This is a genomic window from Ruminococcus sp. RTP21198st1_G1_RTP21198_201120 (genome assembly GCF_040924265.1).
Taxonomy (GTDB): Bacteria; Bacillota; Clostridia; order Oscillospirales; family Ruminococcaceae; genus Hominimerdicola; species Hominimerdicola aceti.
In genome coordinates, this window is record NZ_JBCOMH010000001.1 from 133,099 (window position 1) to 150,250 (window position 17,152).

Below are 17,152 nucleotides of genomic sequence, written 5' to 3' on the forward strand. Positions count from 1 at the left end.
GTCAACGGGCGAACGCTGTTCACCCCTACTTAGTATTCGCTGTTTTGTGACATAATATAATCGGCTATCCTTTCGGTAGAACGGCCATCGCAAGCGCCCATAAATCTTTCTCTGAAATCAGAAATGACAGTAGGGTCGGCTTTTCCCTGCTTTATGGCGTTTATAAGCTCCTCATTGGTCTTAACTATTGGTCCCGGGAGAAAGCTATAGTCATAGGGATAATAAAAGCCTCTATAGTCATAAAACTGGTCAAGGTCAAAAGCGTAGAATATCATAGGTCTTTCAAAGAGCGAATATTCAAAAATAAGCGAAGAATAATCGGTTATGCACATATCGGCAGTAAAAAGAAGATCCTCGATAGGCATATGTTCTGTTATGTCAAAGGCGAAGTCCTGACAATCCTCGGGGATATCCCACTCCTTTTTAACAAAGCCGTGTCTTTTTACAAGAAGCACCCACTCGCTGCCGAAATTCTCTTTAAGGGCTTTTATATCCAGCTTTTCGGGGATATAAGCCTTATCAGCGTCCCCACGATAGGTCGGGGCATAGAGCAGGACTCTTTTATACTGTGCGTTCGGGCAATTCTTATAGAGATTTTCAAAGGCTTTCAAACGATTTTCCTCTTTAAAGAAAAAGTCAGTACGAGATACGCCTATTGCCTGCACGCTATTATTATCAAGGTCAAAGCCGAAAGCTTCCTTGAAAGCCCATATGCACTCTTTACTGCTGACGGTACAAAGTGTATAGCTTGTATGAGCAGGGAACTTTCTCAATTCTTCCAGCGACTCGCCGAAAGAGAGGTCGGTGATACTTTCTCCCCACTTTTTGAAAGCTCCGCAGGAATGCCATGTTTGAATGACCTTTGTGTCTTTTCTGAACTTAAAAGCGCCGAACAGATTACAGGTATCGTTAAGCAAAACGCAACCCACGTTTCCCATTAGCCAAGTAAGCTTCAGATATCTCAGCAGATAGCCCATTCCGCCCTTATTATTATGGACGTAATAGACCTGCGGATCAAGTCCTCTGGTCTTTATCTCCTCATAGATATAGCGGAAGCTATCCGTCAGCGTACCGCTTCTTATCTCGGCAAAGATGACCTTGTTTTTTCTCAAAGGTCTAAGGCTTGACACTTTATAGCAAAGGGGATATACTCCTTTGAACATTATGATCTTGGCGGTGTTTCTGACCGCCTGTTTTAAACCGCTCATTTCTCATCCTACATTATATCATATTATGCGCCGTTTGTCTACACTTTAACAAATAACAGGACACTTTTGCGGCACATCTCACAAAAAAGCTTATTTTCTTAGCTTTATTATGCTCATTTTAACGTATGCACAACGCTAAAAAAGTTCTCTTGTGTAGTATTATAGTGCAGAACGGGAGAAGTGTCAAGGGGGTATTTGTAATTTTGTAAAATTATTTGAATAATGAAAGTGAGTGTGAAAAAGGCTGTGAACGAGGTGCGTTCACAGCCTTGGGGTATCGTATCATTCCCACTCCACCGTTCCCGGTGGCTTTGAGGTTATATCGTAAACTACTCTGTTTACATGGTCTACTTCATTTGTTATCCTGTTGGATATTCTTGCGAGAACATCGTATGGTATCTTTGCCCAATCGGCTGTCATGAAGTCGTCTGTTGTTACAGCTCTGATAGCTATAAGGTGGTCATAGGTTCTGTGGTCGCCCATTACGCCTACTGTCTGGACGTTCGGGAGAACTGCAAAGAACTGGCTCAGGCTGCTCTCAATTCCGCTTTTCTTGATCTCGTCACGGAAAACGGCGTCTGCTTCCTGCAACACCTTTATCTTATCCTCTGTTATCTCACCGATTATTCTTACGCCAAGTCCTGGACCTGGGAACGGCTGACGCCATACGAGTTCCTTTGGTATGCCGAGCTTTTCGCCGACTTTTCTTACCTCGTCTTTGAAAAGGTCGCCAAGAGGCTCTATAACGCCGTCAAAGTTGATATCCTCAGGCATTTTTACCTGATTGTGGTGGGTTTTTATTGTGGCAGCGTCGCCCTTTCCGCTTTCGATACGGTCAGGATAGATAGTACCCTGTGCGAAAAATCCGCCGTCTGCCTCTTCTCTTATCTTATCCCAGAACACTTTATAGAACTCTGTGCCGATAGTTTTTCTCTTTTCCTCAGGGTCTGTTATGCCTTTAAGCTTTTCGAGGAACTGTTTCTGACAGTTTACTCTCACAAATCTCATATCGAAAAGTCTTGTGAAAGTTTCCTCAACAAAGTCGCCCTCGTCTTTTCTCATAAGGCCCTGATCTACGAACACGCAGGTGAGCTGTTTGCCCACTGCAAGGCTGATAAGTCCTGCGGCAACTGATGAGTCAACTCCGCCTGAAAGTCCCAAAACTACTTTCTTATCGCCTATCTGCTCTTTAAGCTTTGCAACTGTGTTCTCGATAAAGTTATCCATTACCCAATCGCCTTTACAGCCACAGACCTCGTAAAGAAAGTTTTTCAAAATGACGTTACCATACTCACTGTGAGTTACCTCAGGGTGGAACTGAACGGCATATATCTTCTTCTCTGCATTCTCCATTGACGCACATGGGCAATCATCTGAATGGGAAGTGATAACAAAGCCCTCAGGTGCTTCGCTGACATAGTCGGTATGGCTCATCCATACGATATTCTTATCAGGAACGTCCTTGAAAAGCTTGCTCTCTGCGGAGGCTGTTATCTCTATCTTGCCGTACTCGCTCTTTTTACAGCTTTCTACCTTTCCGCCGCTCATCCATGAAATAAGCTGACAGCCGTAGCAGATGCCGAGAACTGGTATGCCAAGGTCAAGTATAGCCTTGTCATAATGCGGGGAAGTCATATCATAAACGGAGTTTGGTCCGCCTGTGAAGATTATGCCCTTATAGCCTGCTGCTTTTATTTCTTCAAGTGGAGTTTCAAAGCTTTTTATCTCTGCATAAACGTGGTGATCTCTCACACGTCTTGCGATAAGCTGATTGTACTGTCCGCCAAAGTCAAGCACCAGTATCTTCTCATGTGACATATATTTACCTCTTTTCCTTATGTTTTTTGAAATACATAAATATTATAACACGTTGCCGTCCCTTTTTCAAGAGCAATTTACACACTCTTTGAAGCATGGGGTAAATTAATTGTGAACACCTGACATCATGCAGGAAAATATTTGTTGATTATAGCTGTTGTAATTTGCTAATAGCTATGCTATAATGAATAGGTATTGTAAAATGCGTGTAAATCAACAGAAAAGAGTATATTGTAATGAAAGAACAACAAAACATTCAAACACAGCAGGCAAAGGATAAAAAAGGCTTGCTGAAAAAGATAGGAGCATGGTTTGCGTCGCCTGACGGAATGCAAACATTACGATTTATAAGTGCCATAGTGGCAGTTATAACGATAGGAGTCATCTGTGCTTTGTTGGGCATATACATGGACAAAGACAACTTCCTGCCGAAAGAGCGAAATTATGCGCTTATAGGGGCTTGTGCTGTTGAGCTGGCACTGATATTTATTATTGCGAAATTTTTCTCAATGCAAAAGAAGCTGAGAAAGAGCGAAACAAAGGGCTGCATCGACCCTTTCACGGCGGCTTTTATGCTTGGACTAAATTCTTATTTTCTTCCGGACTTTGTAATGGGGTCATATTTTCCAAAGAGCAATGTGCTTTACATTCTCCTTGGAATATTGCTCTGCTGGCTTTTATATCTTATAGGTGCGGTGATATTCCCAAAGCCACACGCCTGGTTTTGCGGAGTGAACGTCATATTTGCCATATATGCTTTGGCACAGTATTATGTCACCGAGTTCAGGGGGAATCCTGTTCAGTTTGCCGACCTTGCCAACATAAAGTCAGTCAGTGAGATAAACGGAATGTACTCACTGTTTTTAGACAGCAAAGTGATGTTTGTGCTTTGTGATCTTATTCTTATTTTCGCTGTAACGGTGACGACAAAAGTAAGGAAGATAAAAATACGCAGCAGGATAATATCGTGTGTGGCTGTTATCGCAGGATGTTTCGTATTCGTATATGGCGGCAGGTTTGCCTATGACCTTGGTATAAAGAACAGATACATCAGGCTGAACTTTTCAGGTGCAGAAAATGCAGACACATACAGGTGCGTAGGCTATGACCTTATGTTCTGCTTTGACGGAATGTTTAACCGTGTGACGAAGCCTGATGGCTACTCCACTCAAAAGGCTGAGGATATCATAACTCAGTATGAGGTACAAAAGGCTGACAAAAAGCCTGCTATCATTGCTATCATGAACGAATCCTTTGCAGACTTTGAGCATATCGCTCAGTTCAAGACTAACAAAGACTATCTGCCCAACTATCACAAATTGCAGGAGGAAAGCATAAGCGGATATGTTTCCGTTTCGGCATATGGCGGTTATTCCTGCAACTCTGAGTATGAATTTCTCACCGGCAACACCCTTGGCTTTTTGCCGTCGGGAAGTGCAGTATTCACCCAATATCTCAACGACAAACAAAACGGTCTTGTAAGCTGGCTAAACGAGCTTGGCTACACAACGCAGGCTATCTCGCCTTGCTCTGAGGGACTATGGGATATAGGCAACGCCTATGAACAGCTTCAATTCAAAGACAGGATATACAATTGTCAGGACAGAATGAGCGATATCCAATATTTCAACGGAAATATCACAGATGAAACCATTTTCAGATATATTGAAGAGCAATATGAAAGACATGCAGGCTCGCCTTATTTTGTATGGACAGCGACCATGCAGAACCATGCGCCGTATGATCATCCGGAGGGTGTTATTCATGAGATAACCTTTGAGGACTACAACGACCCTGCGGCACAGGAATATCTAAATCTTATCTATCAGTCTGACAAGGCGTTGGGAGAGCTTATAAACTATTTCCGACACAAGCAGGAAGAGGTCATAATCGTAATGTTCGGCGACCATTATCCGCATATCATAGACTTCACGGAATATCTCTATGGCAAGGACGTGGCTTTACTTTCAACGGAGGATTACTCAAGACTTCGACAGACTCCTTTCCTTATTTGGAGCAACAAGGGCGTTGAAGCGGAGAAGATAGACGATATAAGCCTTAACTATCTTTCAAACGAGGTCATGGAAGCGGCTGGACTCCCAAAGTCGAGATATCAGCAGGAGCTTGACAAGATACGCTGTGACATTCCGATAATAAGCTCTTACGGCTACAAGACGGCTGACGGAGAATGGTATTCTATAAATGATGTGGCTGACAAATACAAGGACACGCTGAACGAATATGAAACTGTGCAGTATTACAAAATGTTTGATGAAAAGCGTGACAATAGTGTAAATTAGGCTGTTAAAAAACACAAACAACAAAAAAAGTGGGACGATTCCCTACAAAACAATAAACGGACGAAGCTTTTTTACTTCGTCCGTTTCGTTTTATAATGCGTGTCAAAATGCGGGCGAACACTGTTCGCCACTACAAATAACTACATAATTATGCGCTTATTTTTTTTATCCTGTGACCTTTTTCTCGAACATGAACATTCCCATGACATCGTTCATTATGCTGTCAGAAGCGACCTTCTTGCTGTTCTTTGTCATTTGCCTTACGACAGTCTGACCGTCATTCTTGCCGAATATCATAACATAATCGTCGCCGCTTTCGGAAGTTCCCTCATAGGACACCTGATTTTTAAAGATGTTATATTTCCACTTGCCGTCTTTGAAATATGCGTCAACGGCTTCACCGTAATTTTCGCTTGCCAATTTCATTTCGGTATCGAAATCGTAGGTGGAATGTCTTACGCTGAATATTCTCACAAAAGCGATCACAAAATATATCACCAGTATTACCACTGTGATCTTAAACAGAGTCTTTAGTATCTTTTTGCCCTTACCATAATTCTCTTTGCCGCTGCTTGAATGTTCAGTTGGGGTGCGCCTATAGTCTGCCGCACTCATTTCTCTGTTTCGGTCTGTCTCTCTTACACGCTTTACCCTGCGAGCTTCCTGCTCTCGGCGCATTCTTTCCTCTGCTTCGGCTCTTTTCGGGTGTTCGTAAACACGCTTCGGTATGCCCTGTATCCTTGAACGGTCTATAAACTCCTGCTCGCCACGTCTTTGGGTCGATGAGGCGATAGGTACCATTTTTCCGCAGTTGGTGCATATCTTAGCTCCGTCCTCCAGCTTAGAACCGCAGAATGTACAATGTCTGCTCATTATTACCAATCCTTTACACACTTAGAACTGTTTTGTTTGTCGAAGTTTTTTCTATATCTATGTTGGACTATCCGCCCGTTTTCTTTAATGACACGGGCGAACGCTGTTCGCCCCTACAAATCTTCTTTATCTATATTTACAGATATCTTACAACGCCCACAACCTTGCCAAGTATGCTTACTTCGTCTACTATGATAGGATCCATGGTGTCATTTTCAGGCTGCAGTCTGTAATGGCCGTCCTCTTTATAGAAAGTCTTTATGGTAGCTGACTCGTTGTCAACAAGTGCGCAGACTATATCACCGTTTTCTGCATATGGGGTCTGCTCTATAACTACCATATCTCCGTCAAGGATAGCGGCGTTTATCATGGACTCTCCCCTTACCTTTAGGGCAAAAAGCGGATTGCTGTAATGCCTTGCAGGCTGGAAGCTTATATAGTCTGTTATCTCCTCAATGGCAGTGATAGGGATACCTGCGGTGACAGTTCCCACAAGGGGGATCTTCATGCCGTTGCCGCCTGTGAGCCTTATGGCTCTGTTCTGGTTATTTCCCTTTTCAAGAAGACCTTTTGCGGTGAGATTATTTATATATCTATGGGCTGTTGAGGTAGACTTAAAGCCAAACTCCGCACATATCTCCCTAACTGTCGGCGGATATCCCTCTTCTATGCGATCCTTTATGAACTCGAATACCATTTTCTCGTTCTCGGTTACTTTTCTCATAGCTCCGTCCTTTCTGTTATATCAATAAATCTTTATCTTCTAAGCCTAAAGCTCTTTTGCAAGCCTTTTTGCAAGCTTATAGACATCTCCGCAGCCAAGAGTTATAACAAGGTCGCCCTCCTTGCAGTTTTTCTTTATATAGTCGATACACTGTGAGAAGTTATATTCCTTCTGCTGTGCAGTCTGCTTGTCAACAAGCTCGTGGTCGGTCTTGAACCAAACTGCATTTGGTATCTTCTCTGCAAGCTGTTCAGCATAAACACCGTCGGTATTTTTCTCACGGCTTCCCATGATATCCGTTACAACGGCAATATCTGCAATAGAAAGCGCTTTCACAAAATCGTTCATGAGTATCTTTGTTCTTGAATAGGTGAAAGGCTGGAAAACTGCCCACACTCTGTTGAAATCAAGACCCTTTGCGGCTTTCAGTGTACACTCGATCTCCTTTGGGTGGTGAGCGTAATCATCAACGATAGTAACGCCCTTGACCTCGGCTATCTTCTCGAAACGTCTTATTGCGCCAAAGAAAGTATCAAGTCCCTTTTCGATACCCTCCCATGAAACGCCTGAATATCTTGCGGCAGCGATAGCTGCAAGGGCGTTCATGACGTTATGGTCGCCAGGAACGTGGATAGTAAGCTCTCTGACGAACTCGCCCTTATGATAAAGCTCAAAGCGTGTCTGCAAGCCTTTTTTCGACTTTATAACGGCAGAATAATCGTTTTTCTTATCCCAGCCAAAAGATATCATTTCCTTGTCGACACCCTCAACGGCTTTCAGGGTATTTGCGTCATCGCCATTATAGATAACGGCTTTTGAAGCCATGGTTGCAAACTTATGGAAAGACTTTATGATATTTTCAATATTCTTGAAATACTCAAGGTGGTCTGCGTCAACGTTCAGGATAATTGAAACGTCAGGGAAAAGTCTGAGAAAATGGTCCTCGAACTCACAGGATTCACAGACCATAGTTTGTGATGAGCCTGCCTTGCCTGAGCCGCCTATGCTTGGGAGCTTTCCACCTATAACGCAGGAAAGGTCAGTACCCTCCTGAACGAATATCTGTGTGAGCATGGAAGAAGTTGTGGTCTTTCCGTGAGTGCCTGAAACGCAAAGAGCGTTCGTATACCAGCTTGTGACAAGGCCAAGTATCTCGGCTCTTTCGCAGCAGATCGCACCGCTTGCCTTTGCGGCGATAAGCTCAGGGTTATCTGCCATTATTGCGGCGGTATAGATTATAAGGTCTGCACCCTTGATATTCTCGGCTCTCTGACCGAGAAAGACTTCGATGCCAAGCTTTCTTACGGCTTCAAGAGTTTCGGTTTCGTTATTGTCTGAGCCTGTGATGAAATATCCCTTTGAATGGAATATCTGCACCAGAGGGTACATACCAGAGCCGCCTATACCGATAAAATGAACGTGCTTTATATTTTTCAAGATCTCATTTGTTATCATCTTTGTAATACTCCTTAGAATAATAGATAATTCAGAATGTATGTTTATTTTATTATATAACATTTCTAAAAAAAAATAAACCCCTTTTTTGATTATTTTTCAAAAAAAGAGGCAAAAATATTACTACAGGCATTACATCACAAGAAAGGACGCATGAAAATGACTATAACAGAGATAAAATTCAGAAGATTTATAAACGAGGGCAAGCTCAGAGCCGTTGTGAGCCTGACCTTTGACGGCAGTTTTGCGGTACATGATATCAAGATAGTGCAGGGAGAGGAGCGACTTTTTGTGGCTATGCCCAGCCGCCGTGATGACAACGGGGTTTTCCGTGATATCGTTCACCCCATCGACAGCGAGCTTCGCAATGAGATAGAGGGAGAGATACTTTCTGCTTACCGCATGGAGCTTGACAGGCAGGCGGCGGAACAGCAGGATCTAAGCTGAGAACGACAAAAAAAAGCCGATAAAACAGGCATAAAAAACGGGCGAACAATGTGAAATGTTCGCCCTATTATTTTTTCGGCTTTTAGCCCCAAATTTTATCGCCCATGTTTGAGAGATAAGCTGTAAGCTCCTCCGCCATTTCATACTGCTCAGGAAGTCTTGGGTGACCGGGGGTCGCCTTGCCTGTTCTTGTGAACATGAAGTGTGTTATCTTCTGGTCATTAAGCTCGTTTGCTATCTCGTCAACGGCTTTATCCCACTCCTCACCGTGGCAGAGAACTGTCAGCAGAAGCACGAATGTTGCGTTTGGATATTTGCTTCTAAGGTCAAGGATAATGCTCTTGTAGGCATTTTTCCACTTTGCTCTGTAATCGGGATCGGCGATATCGAAATCCTCGTGGCCCTCGTTATGCGGGTCGTTCTGACCCACTGCAAAAAGCACAACGTCAGGGGTATAATTCTCAAAATCCCAAGGCGTTACGCCCTTTGCACCCTCTGGGAAATAGCAAAGCTTATTGTATACAGACTCCATGCCGATATAATTCGGGGCATGATAATAGCCAGTGTTGTCGAAAATTGCGATACCGCCCTGTGCGATATTATGGATCTGTGCGCCGAGGTTTCTTGCTGTTATCATTGCATAGCTATGCCATGCGTTATCGTAAACTCCCTGATGATCCTCAGGGTCACAGCTTGCAACAAAGTCAACTGCCTCGCACACTGCGCCTGCAGAAACAGAGTCGCCATAGCACTCTATTTTTCTTGCAGGGAGAGGAGGATTTTCAAGAACTTCTCCGTCGGGGTCTATTTCAAAGCCCACGAACTCAAAGTAATGGGAAGCGTCCTGCCTTTTAAAAAGGGTGACGGTATGAGTGCCTTTTTCAAGGTCACAAGCGATATCAAGGGTGATATCCTCGTCATTTTTATCGAAAGTCACCTTGCCCTCTTTGCCGTCCATAACAAAGCCAAGCTCCTGAATGTTGAAATACTTATGGTTTTTTATCACGGCGGACACGCTTGTGCCTGTGAAAGTCATTTTTACATTTGAGCCTGCGTAATAAAACTCAGGGCGTGTTTTGTCGGAAAAGTCTATTCTGCCCATATAAGTAAGAAAGCTGTTGTCTGCTGTTATAAGCTTTTTATTCTCTGCCATTTTTTCATATCCTTTCGATACTATGATTTTTTGCATATGTTTATTTTAGCTTTTCAAGGCGTTTTTGTCAAGGATATAAAACGTTTTCAGAGAAATATTTTTGTAGGTTTGTCAATCATATTGGACACTATCATTAAGAAATTCGATAGGCGAAAACCATTTGAGGGGACGCATAGGACGGTTGTTTGTTCGACTTAAACGTGCAGCTAGCTGCACGTTTAAGTCGTCGCAGGAATAAAACCTATGGCACGAATAGAATTTGTTGTGATCTTCTCGGTGACTGCGCTCTACTTTGCCATTGTGCCTGGGCGTATATGGACGAATGAGTTTGTGTTCAATGCCAAGTTGTGAGAGCGTATTCTCAAACAGCGTTTTCTTGTCTCTTTTGCTTGGCGAAAAGCGGTTAGTAAATTCAAATCCATTGTCGGTCTGAATACATTTCACCGTTATTCCTCTGCGTTTGTACCATTTCACCAGCCTGTTTACAAAGTCTGCTGAAGAATAGGTGCTTTGCTCCTCATATCCGTATAAAAATCTTATCCTGGTATACTCATCGATCGCCGTGTATTGGTACAGCTTCATCTCAGGGTCAGCTATACACTTTCTCGGAACTACCTTTACGTCCACCTGAATACGCTCTCCGGGGTATGTCATCTGCTCGTATGGCTTTGGTTTATACGTCGCTTTCTTCGGCTTTTTCGGAAGCATTCCTAGTTTTTTCATAACCCTGTAAAGACTTTCAAGACAGCGTGTATACCCTTGTTTTCTGAGACGATGCCATAGTTCGGGAAGCTCAAGCGTTGGGTTTCGTTTGTGATACCTTTTGATAAGATCTATTTCTTCCTTGGTATGCTCGTTGGGATGATGATGCGGTCGGCGTGATTTAACTGCGAGGGACTCCACACTTCCGTCCCAGCGTTTCAGCCAGAAATATATATATGAACGTGATTTATTGTATTTTCTGCTTGCTCGGCTCACCCCATATTTCTTTGCGTAATTCATTAAGGATTGACGAAACTTCATATCTTGTGTTATACTATTCATGAGAGATAGGCTTCCTTTCTGATTTGTATTTGTGTGGTAACTTTATTTTATCAGATTTTTGCCTATCTCTCTTTTCTTTTTTTTTAATTTTGTCCAATATCTATTGTAGCACTACAATAAAACGTTTTCAGAGAAATATTTTTACACGGAGCGAATATACATAGATAAGAAAAATATCAGGGGGTGCTTTTATGAATGATACTCAGGGCAGGCACAATGCCATTCTTGAAAACAGACAGCGTTTACAGCTTTCGGGCGTGACGGACGTTGACAGCTTTGACGAGGATGAGATAAGGCTTTTCACACAGCTTGGAGAGCTGACGATAAAAGGCAAAGACCTGCACATAAACGAAATAAGCGTTGAATCGGGAGATGTTTCCGTGGAGGGAGATATCTGGGCTTTGGTTTATGGAGAAAAGGACAGAAAGAAAAAGCTCTCGGCGATAGGGAAGATATTCAGATAACATATGTAAGGGCGACCTTAGGTCACCCGTTGGCTGACCGCTAATTGTGGTCGGTATATCCGCATTTTTGTTGGATAGCTATTCACCGAAAAAACTGCGAACAGGCGGGCGAACGCTGTTCGCCCCTACAAGTGGGGGGTGTGTATTCGGGCGGTTTTTAAGCCAAAAGTATATGCAATGTCATTGCACAGTGCAAGAGGTCGGAGAAAGGGGAAAGATAAATGAAAGAAATGCAACTGGGGCTAGAGCTTGAAAGGGAGCTTTTTCTGCTGTCTGTGGTTCTGGGCTGCGGGCTGGGGCTTTTATATGATATTTTCAGGGTATTCAGGGCGGCTTTGCCACACGGGAAGATACTCACCTTTTTTGAGGATATCATTTACACATTTCTTTACGGCTTTGCACTTTTCACATTTTGCACCGGGCTGACGGGGGCTATAAGAGGGTTTGTTTTAGTCGGTATGCTAACAGGCTCTGTGATAGAACATCTTACTGTAGGAAACGCTGTTATATCCGTGATGAGGAGCCTTTTTTCGATCATCAGAAAACTATTTGCTAAAACGTTTTCGCCTGTGGTTAAATTTATTACCAAAAGAACAGACGGTTTCAGGGACTGTTTTGTGAAAAAGTGCAAAATTTCCTCTCTGCGAAAAAAAACTTCTAAAAGCACTTGAAAACTCTCTTTTGATTAGTGTATAATAGAAAAGAGTATAGGTAACGCCTCATGACAGTTATTGGGGTATTGCTTATGGAAAGGTCGGTTTTGTAATCAAAAAAGGAGTACGCAATGCTAGGTTTTAAAAATAAAACGTCCGAAACGGCTGACGCTGAAAAGGACGCTGCTAAAAAAAATCCAAAGCCGAAAAGATCAAGATTTGTTAAGCTTCTGACTATTTTTGCTGTTGCCGCTCTTGTTGTTTATTCAGGGGTGATTATCATCTCACAGCAGGCGCAGATAGCACAGCTCAGAAAAGAGTCAGACGCTATAAATAAAAAGATAACCGCCGCCAAGCAGCTCAATGATGAATACACAAGGCTGCTCAGTTCTGACGATGAGGCGGAGTATATGGAGAAGATAGCTATTGAAAAGCTGGGCTATGCTTATCCTAATGAGCGCAGATTTTATATTGTAAACAACAGCGACTAAGGCAAACACGGTCTTTTGACCGTTCATATAGCAGAATTTTTATTGCAGAGAGGACACAAAAATCAAATGCAGCTTGAAGTAGGAAAAATTTATGAAGGAAAAGTAACAGGTATCACAAAATTCGGAGCATTTGTGGAGCTTGACAAGGATACGACAGGAATGGTCCACATCTCGGAGGTTGCGAACACATTCGTAAACGAGATAAAGGATCATCTTACCGAGGGTCAGACCGTCAAGGTAAAGGTGCTTAATTTAGGCGACGACGGAAAGATTTCGCTTTCCATCAAGAAGGCTCAGCCTGCGCCACAGAGAAAGCCAAGAGAGAACGGTCACCAAGGTGGCAGAGAGGGCAGACCTAACGGTGGTCAGAGAAATTTCAACCGTCAGGGAGGCAATTCTCAGGGCAGACCTAGAAACGACTATAACAGGGATCACAACAGAGACAGAGCGCCACAGGATTTTGCTAAAAATCCGCCTCCGGTATACAATGCTGACAGCAATTCAGGAAACGCTGATTTTGAGGATATGCTCAGCAAGTTCAAGGCGTCAAGCGAGGAGAGATTTTCTGATCTGAAAAAAGTCATTGACAACAAGAGAAAATCTCCGTCAAGAAGAAAATAGATACCGATACATAAAACAGAGGATATTCAGTCATGAAAAATTTCAAAAAGACTTTTGCGTTTATATTTTTCATGCTGGCAGGAATAATACTTGGTGCGTTCATAGCTTACGTCTGTGAGGGCAAGGATTATGTGGGCTGGCTTGCATGGGGAAAAAATGTAGGCATTGAAAGCTTTGCTATAGACCTGTATGTGATAAAATTCAATATAGGTCTTATGGTCCATGCAACTATCTCGCAGATATTCACTATTGCTGCGGCGCTTATAGTGTTCTCAAAGACCTGCAAGGGGCTTTAAGGAGAGTAAATTTTAAAATGAGATTTCTAAAAACAGCAGCAGTAGCTTTGACAGTGGCTGTCTGCCTTTTATGCACTTCCTGCGGTACGCCTGAGCTAAAGCATGACACATTGGTATATCAGGCAAGGGAGGACTATGCGGCGCTTGACTCCGCAAAAGTCGTTATAACCAACGAGGACACTGGTGATATCGAGCAGGAGTTCACTTTCAAGTATGACGAAAAGGATGTGCTGACCTATTCTTACTACGCCAAGAACGGTGGAAAGGAATACGCTCAGTATAACAACGGAATCGAGAGCTACACTTATGATAACGGAGAATACTCACATTTGGTAAAGGGCGACAAGGGCTTTTCAAAGTACACAAGAAAGGCAAAGCACCCACAAGCTGACGAGGGTATGCTGATGTTTGCACCGAAAGCTGTTGAGTCTGTTTCTGACATTATCGGTGATGACGGCTCTGTTACTGTGACGTATGTTTATGACGTTTCAAAGCTAGGAAAGGACGCTGAGGAGATAGGCACAAAGGGCTTTTCCACAACCTATTTTTTCGATAAAGACGGTGAACTTGAATACTTCACTGAAAACACTGTCACAAAGAACGCTCAGTACAACTATCGTGTTGACATAACAGAAAGAAACTCTGTTGACAAGATAGAAAACAATGTTGAGCAATACAAAGACAAATAATTTACCGCATACAAAATGTAGCGGCGACCTGAGGTCGCCCGTTGATTTAATACTTTTTTAGACATTCCAAACAGGCTGCAAAAACAGCCTGTTTTTTTGTCAAGAAGCATATTTACGCCATTATCAAAAAAACGCCCCAACTTAATGGGACGTTTTTATTTTTTGTTATAATTTGCTCTCTGCCAGTATCCTCTGTGGCTCGGCAAGCATTTGCTTTGCTTCCACAAGGGTCTGCCTTATCTCGTCATTATCATAAACCATCATGAGCTGCTGAGCCTGATTGAGGGCTTCTCTGCCCATTTCCACCTGATACTGATAAAGGCTGTCGAGCCTTGCGGCTGCCTTTGTTTCAAGGTCCTGATAAACTGTCTTTATATCCTTGACGATATTATTTCTTATATCATCATAGTTTTCAAGAGCGATATCAATTATATCGGTCTGCTTTTTCTTTTTAAGGATAAGGCTGAAAACTGACATTGTGGCAGGAGGAAAGGTTTCGCTGGTGCCAAAAAGCTGAACGCCCATAACAGAACGTGTTACGTTCTTGTTCAGGGAAGTCATTATCATTTCCACTGACGGAGCCTTTGCCGCCTTTGAAAGATCGTCTATGCCAAGAGCGGAGGCAAGTTCTCTGCCTGTGCCTTCCACTATCTCGGCTATCCTATCTCTATGGCTCTCGATACAATTTCGATATGCTTCGCCCACCTTTTCCATAAGGAACGAATAGAAATGCTTTTCTATATCCTCAGAGCTGTAAAGGTCGTTTCCGTCTGCGTCTTTTCCACGGCAATCCAAAATGCTTGCTCTCAACTTTGAGAAGAACTCATACATCCAAGCTTCGGCTTCCTGCTGCATTTCGATAATAGAAAGGTGCAAAGCAGGCTTTTTCTCCTCCAGAGCCTTTGAAAGCTTTTCACACTGCTCCTCAAACTCTTTTGCTCTGTCGGCAAGCTTCTGCTTGTCAAGCTCTGCCATATCGCTTATAAGTCTAAGCTTTGCGGCTGTTTCGTCGCACATCTGCGAGAGCATTGTAAGAACACGCTTTGAACGTATAACGTCCTTCTGCATGATTATATCACGCTGCAAAGACAGCTCGAACTGGAAAAACTGAGTTTCGTAAAACTCTCTTGTACCCTTGTCCAGCGGTCTTTCTCTGCCAAGCTTTCGGCTAAGCTCGTCTGCACCGCTTATGCCGTATACGATAGCGTTAGGCACTATCCTTTCGGATATGTTTCTCACACGCTTTAGTATTTTATCAGCGTCCTTCTGAGAGCTCATTGCGTCTATCATATTCACGAGGATATAGAGCATACCAAATCGCTGAGGCTGGACATGGCTTGCAAGGAACAACTGCTCGCTTTCAGAAAAAGGCAGCAGGCATGACGCTGCATACATGATAGCGTCGGCATTGACAATATAATCCATTACCTGCTTGTCAAGGCTCTCCAAGTCAGAAAGGCCTGGGGTATCCACTATCCTTATCTCTTTGAGTATAGGGGCGTTGTCCTTTATCTGAACATAGCTTATTTTTGCAGGGAAAAGCTTCATTCTCTGCTCAAGCTTTTCTCTTGTAATATCCTCCAGCGACAGCGGCACTCTCATGCCGTTTTCAAGGATAGCTTCCACATACTGCGTATGACCGAAAGATATCTCGTTTATAGTATAAGTTTCAGGTGTAACGTTTATAGGTGCAAGCTCCTTGCCCAGCAGGGCGTTTATAATGGTGCTTTTTCCCCTTTTGAACTCGCCAAGTATGACCAGCGTGAAAGGCTCTTCGCTTTTTTTCTCGATAAGAGCTTCCCAATCGTTCATTTCGCTGACAAAATCCTTGCCGAGCATTTTCGCTATCTTTTCATTTTCAACAAAGGCTTTAAGAGCGGTCTTTACCTGTGCAATATTCTGCTCCGCTGTATTGATATTAGCACTATCCACCTATCACGCCTCCGTTTCCGATTATAATACTGCTGCGCACATCACATATCTGACCTGAAACAAGGTGTCTGTCAGAATCCTCTGCGTCGCCACGCCATTCATAAAGAACCGAGCAATACAGAAACTCAGTAGCTGCGACAACAAGCTTTTCAAGCTCGCTCATAGTATTATCTGTTTTCAGATTTCTTGAAGAAACTGCATGGACGCTCTCAGCCTTTTTGATAAGTCCGTCGGTATCCATATTCTTCTGCTGTCTGCCATAAAAGTCGATATAGCCCTTGTTATAAAGCCCTGTTATGACGCTTATGAACATTCCCGGCTTATCGAGGCAGATAATGCCTGCTCTGTTTGCAGTTATATCAGCATACTTCACCCACTGAACAAGCGCTGTATAAAGCTGATTGTTCACGGTCTGCTTATATGACCTTTCAACTGGTCTGTAAGTATACTTATTGTAATTGAGATATGTAAATGCCATATTATAGGCACAATGATTGTTCTGTATTCTTCCACACTCGCAGCCTATAAGGAACATAAGCTCCTCCTTGCTGCACATTTCCACTACCTGCTTTGAAAGCACGATACAAGGCTCGATGATATCACTTGCCACAGAGTAGACCTGTGCTTTATCCATATCCCCTCTGACAAAGACGATAGGCACAACAAGCTCTAGCCGCTCGGCACACTTCTTCACAATGTCATAGATATCAGGATATTTAAGCGGGCCAACCTGCTCGCACTTAAGAAACAGGTGCTTTGCTTCGGCAGAAACGTCCTGCGAGCCTGCCGCCTTGACGAGCTTTCCCCAGCCCCCAAGTCCCATTATCTTCTGCCTTACGGCAAAATCGGACTCAAAAGCATAGTCAAGCACGCCGTCAACTATATGGTTCTGATAGCTTCTTGTATAAGCGTTCAAATATGTGCGGAAGCTTGTGTCAATCTGTAGCAGCGGATTTTCCCTTTCCGTTGTATTTGTACTCATGA

17 protein-coding genes are annotated in these 17,152 nt (G+C 43.2%); 8 read left to right on the forward strand and 9 right to left on the reverse strand.

The window, feature by feature from the left end; genetic code table 11:
* Window positions 1–29 precede the first annotated feature (29 nt).
* Entirely contained in the window at window positions 30–1,208 is a 1,179-nt protein-coding gene (locus tag AB5627_RS00745) for a CDP-glycerol glycerophosphotransferase family protein (RefSeq protein ID WP_022287042.1), read from the reverse strand.
* 282 nt (window positions 1,209–1,490) lie between these two features.
* Window positions 1,491–3,026 (reverse strand): glutamine-hydrolyzing GMP synthase, encoded by a 1,536-nt coding sequence (gene guaA, locus AB5627_RS00750; protein ID WP_117957440.1) that lies wholly within the window; start codon window positions 3,024–3,026, stop codon window positions 1,491–1,493.
* A 236-nt stretch (window positions 3,027–3,262) separates the two neighbouring features.
* On the opposite strand from guaA, the gene AB5627_RS00755 reads away from it, so the two are divergent.
* Window positions 3,263–5,326 carry an LTA synthase family protein gene (locus AB5627_RS00755; protein ID WP_022287044.1) on the forward strand — a complete coding sequence of 688 codons (2,064 nt, stop codon included), beginning with the start codon at window positions 3,263–3,265 and terminating at the stop codon, window positions 5,324–5,326.
* A gap of 165 nt (window positions 5,327–5,491) precedes the next feature.
* On the opposite strand, the gene AB5627_RS00760 is transcribed toward AB5627_RS00755, so the two are convergent.
* The 3 genes from AB5627_RS00760 to murC form a co-directional block, all read right to left on the reverse strand.
* Window positions 5,492–6,199, reverse strand: a complete 708-nt coding sequence (locus AB5627_RS00760; RefSeq protein WP_022287045.1) for a zinc ribbon domain-containing protein — start codon at window positions 6,197–6,199, stop codon at window positions 5,492–5,494.
* A gap of 136 nt (window positions 6,200–6,335) precedes the next feature.
* A complete protein-coding gene (lexA, locus tag AB5627_RS00765; RefSeq protein ID WP_022287046.1) occupies window positions 6,336–6,923 on the reverse strand; it encodes a transcriptional repressor LexA in 588 nt (195 codons plus the stop codon).
* 45 nt (window positions 6,924–6,968) lie between these two features.
* A complete protein-coding gene (murC, locus tag AB5627_RS00770; protein WP_022287047.1) occupies window positions 6,969–8,378 on the reverse strand; it encodes a UDP-N-acetylmuramate--L-alanine ligase in 1,410 nt (469 codons plus the stop codon).
* Between the two features lie 159 nt (window positions 8,379–8,537).
* On the opposite strand from murC, the gene spoVG reads away from it, so the two are divergent.
* A complete protein-coding gene (spoVG, locus tag AB5627_RS00775) occupies window positions 8,538–8,825 on the forward strand; it encodes a septation regulator SpoVG (protein WP_022287048.1) in 288 nt (95 codons plus the stop codon).
* 82 nt (window positions 8,826–8,907) lie between these two features.
* Here the strand turns inward: spoVG and AB5627_RS00780 are convergent, their stop codons facing one another.
* Window positions 8,908–9,978 carry a GDSL-type esterase/lipase family protein gene (locus AB5627_RS00780; protein WP_022287049.1) on the reverse strand — a complete coding sequence of 357 codons (1,071 nt, stop codon included), beginning with the start codon at window positions 9,976–9,978 and terminating at the stop codon, window positions 8,908–8,910.
* Window positions 9,979–10,089: 111 nt separating this feature from the next.
* Window positions 10,090–11,022 carry a DDE-type integrase/transposase/recombinase gene (locus AB5627_RS00785; RefSeq protein WP_368369617.1) on the reverse strand — a complete coding sequence of 311 codons (933 nt, stop codon included), beginning with the start codon at window positions 11,020–11,022 and terminating at the stop codon, window positions 10,090–10,092.
* Window positions 11,023–11,213: 191 nt separating this feature from the next.
* On the opposite strand from AB5627_RS00785, the gene yabP reads away from it, so the two are divergent.
* The 6 genes from yabP (at window position 11,214) to AB5627_RS00815 (ending at window position 14,236) form a co-directional block, all read left to right on the forward strand.
* Window positions 11,214–11,486, forward strand: coding sequence for a sporulation protein YabP (gene yabP / locus AB5627_RS00790; RefSeq protein WP_022287142.1), 273 nt, complete (start codon window positions 11,214–11,216; stop codon window positions 11,484–11,486).
* Window positions 11,487–11,707: 221 nt separating this feature from the next.
* The gene (gene yabQ, locus AB5627_RS00795) at window positions 11,708–12,157 is read left to right on the forward strand and encodes a spore cortex biosynthesis protein YabQ (protein ID WP_022287143.1); all 450 of its coding nucleotides are present in this window, start codon (window positions 11,708–11,710) and stop codon (window positions 12,155–12,157) included.
* 113 nt (window positions 12,158–12,270) lie between these two features.
* Window positions 12,271–12,630 carry a septum formation initiator family protein gene (locus tag AB5627_RS00800; RefSeq protein ID WP_022287144.1) on the forward strand — a complete coding sequence of 120 codons (360 nt, stop codon included), beginning with the start codon at window positions 12,271–12,273 and terminating at the stop codon, window positions 12,628–12,630.
* A 66-nt stretch (window positions 12,631–12,696) separates the two neighbouring features.
* On the forward strand, window positions 12,697–13,251 hold the full coding sequence (locus AB5627_RS00805; RefSeq protein ID WP_022287145.1) for a S1 RNA-binding domain-containing protein: 555 nt from the start codon (window positions 12,697–12,699) through the stop codon (window positions 13,249–13,251).
* Window positions 13,252–13,283: 32 nt separating this feature from the next.
* A complete protein-coding gene (locus AB5627_RS00810) occupies window positions 13,284–13,547 on the forward strand; it encodes a DUF4321 domain-containing protein (RefSeq protein ID WP_022287146.1) in 264 nt (87 codons plus the stop codon).
* 17 nt (window positions 13,548–13,564) lie between these two features.
* Complete coding sequence (locus tag AB5627_RS00815) at window positions 13,565–14,236, forward strand: hypothetical protein (protein WP_022287147.1); 672 nt, start codon at window positions 13,565–13,567, stop codon at window positions 14,234–14,236.
* A 165-nt stretch (window positions 14,237–14,401) separates the two neighbouring features.
* On the opposite strand, the gene AB5627_RS00820 is transcribed toward AB5627_RS00815, so the two are convergent.
* Together AB5627_RS00820 and AB5627_RS00825 are read right to left on the reverse strand one after the other, a co-directional pair.
* Complete coding sequence (locus AB5627_RS00820; RefSeq protein ID WP_022287148.1) at window positions 14,402–16,168, reverse strand: dynamin family protein; 1,767 nt, start codon at window positions 16,166–16,168, stop codon at window positions 14,402–14,404.
* Complete coding sequence (locus AB5627_RS00825) at window positions 16,161–17,150, reverse strand: M48 family metalloprotease (RefSeq protein WP_022287149.1); 990 nt, start codon at window positions 17,148–17,150, stop codon at window positions 16,161–16,163. Before AB5627_RS00825 ends, AB5627_RS00820 begins: the two co-directional genes overlap by 8 nt.
* Window positions 17,151–17,152 lie beyond the last annotated feature (2 nt).